Origin of the sequence: Humibacter albus DSM 18994 (assembly GCF_000421825.1) — a bacterium.
Classification (GTDB): Bacteria; Actinomycetota; Actinomycetes; order Actinomycetales; family Microbacteriaceae; genus Humibacter; species Humibacter albus.
Genome location: NZ_ATXT01000009.1, coordinates 1 through 1811 on the forward strand (window position 1 = coordinate 1; position 1811 = coordinate 1811).

The 1811-nt window shown below is 67.5% G+C and carries 4 protein-coding genes; 3 read left to right on the plus strand and 1 reads right to left on the minus strand.

Annotated features, from left to right (window positions below; all coding sequences use genetic code 11):
* The first annotated feature begins 156 nt into the window (after positions 1 to 156).
* From H623_RS20815 to H623_RS0101325, 3 genes are read left to right on the plus strand one after another with little or no spacing between them, the layout of a single operon-like run.
* A complete protein-coding gene (locus H623_RS20815; protein WP_022899136.1) occupies positions 157 to 1011 on the plus strand; it encodes a hypothetical protein in 855 nt (284 codons plus the stop codon).
* A gap of 14 nt (positions 1012 to 1025) precedes the next feature.
* Positions 1026 to 1340 (plus strand): hypothetical protein, encoded by a 315-nt coding sequence (locus H623_RS0101320; RefSeq protein ID WP_022899137.1) that lies wholly within the window; start codon positions 1026 to 1028, stop codon positions 1338 to 1340.
* Positions 1337 to 1570, plus strand: a complete 234-nt coding sequence (locus tag H623_RS0101325) for a hypothetical protein (RefSeq protein ID WP_022899138.1) — start codon at positions 1337 to 1339, stop codon at positions 1568 to 1570. Before H623_RS0101320 ends, H623_RS0101325 begins: the two co-directional genes overlap by 4 nt.
* On the opposite strand, the gene H623_RS0101330 is transcribed toward H623_RS0101325, so the two are convergent.
* A partial coding sequence (locus H623_RS0101330; protein ID WP_022899139.1) for a tyrosine-type recombinase/integrase occupies positions 1567 to 1811 on the minus strand: 245 nt, incomplete at its 5' end. The genes H623_RS0101325 and H623_RS0101330 overlap by 4 nt on opposite strands.

A 1811-nucleotide genomic window follows, 5' to 3' on the forward strand; every position in this document is an offset into this window, starting at 1 on the left:
CCCTCGCCGGCGGGAAGGTCAGCCGCGACGGCGAGACGTTCGTCGCGACGACCACGAAGAAGCGGTGGAACGGCAGCTCGTGGGTCACCATCACCATCGGCAAACGGTGGGACGGAACCAAATGGGTCAACCTCACCTGACAGATCGGAAGCACGCATGACAACCATCGACGGGCTCGCCGCAGCGAACCGTGCACAGCAGACCACCACGAACACGCCCGGATACTGCCTCGCGACCGTGAACGGCTACTTCGGCAACCTCTCCTCCATCGGCGCGCACGCCGGCCAATACCCGGACGCGATCGACGTCTACAACAACGACGGCGGCAAGCTCGGCACGCTCGCCGAACCGCCGCGCGGCTCCGTCGTTCTCTGGGGCGCCACCAGCGGACCACGCTGGGCGGGCGATGAGAACTGGACGGCCGGAGACATCTGTATCTCCCTCGGCGGCGGCTACGTTCGCGCATCCGACTGGCCGTCCTCCGGACGCGTCGGCACGTGCACCATCCAGCAGCGCACCAACCAGGTCGGGCGACCGTACCTCGGCGCGCAGACCGGCTTCCTCGGCTACACCATCGACCTCGGCGCCACCGCCGCGGCAACCACAGAAAGCGAAGACGACATGCCAATCATCGTGACCATCGACGACTGGGCCAACCAGACCTATCTCGTCGTCCCCGGCCGGTACATCGAGTACATCACCGAGCCCGACCCGCACCTCAAAGCGGCCGACCTCCTCGCGGCGAAGAGCGTGCACACCACGTCCGCCTACGCGCAGGCCATCCTCGACGAGTGCGCGATGGGCAACTACACCGCCGCGCAGCTCAAAGCGCTCCCGTCGACGCCGTCGAAGATCCTGCCCTGCACGACGCTCGGCGGATACCAGTCCACCACGCTGACCGACGCGCAGGTGGACGCCATCGCGAAGAAGCTCGCGGCCGCCACGTCCTCCACGGACCTGACGGGCGCGATCAAGACCGCGCTCGCGGGACTCACCCTCAAGTCAGTCTGAGAAAGGAAACCAAAATGAGCGACACCATCACGACCTCCACCGACGGGTCAGGATCGTCCGGCATCCCGCCAGCGGTCGCCGACGTCGAGAACGCCATCAACTCGACCGAGGGTCAGCAGCTCGTGGCCGACGTCGTCGGAGGCATGTCTCTGAACGCGCGGAAGATCATCTACTGGGTAGTCGGACCGATCGGCGCGGCCTCAGGAGCGATCGTGTCGGCCGGCATCGCGGGCGGCTACCCGACCGTCGTTCTCTCCACGGCCGGCATCGTCTCCGCCATCTGCGGAAGCATCACGCTCGCGACCGCGGGCGCGAACCTCGGCAAATGACGGACGCTGACATCGTCGCGCTCATCACCGCGATAGGCGCCGTGCTCGCCGGATCCATCGCGACAGGATCGACGCTGCTCATCCACCACTCGAAGCGCATCACGCGCCTCGAGCGGCGCGACCGCGCCTGGTGGCTCTACTCGCGATCCCTCGTCGACCACATCTATCGAGGCCTGCCGCCGCCTCCACCGAAAGCGCCCGAAGGACTCCTCGACGACGGCAGCGACTAAGCCGCGAGAGCAGCCCGTCGAAGCGCGGCATCCGGGACCGCTGTGTAAATCTGCGTCGTCGCCACGCTCGCGTGGCCGAGCAGCTCCTGCACAGCCCGGATGTCGCGCTCCGCGGCGTACGCGCGCGACGCGAACCGGTGCCGCAGCGGGTGCGCGGTCACGCCCTCGGGCAGAGCACGACTGATCAGCTTCGACACGTACGCCGCCGACAGATGCCCGTCGACGCGACCAGGGAACAACC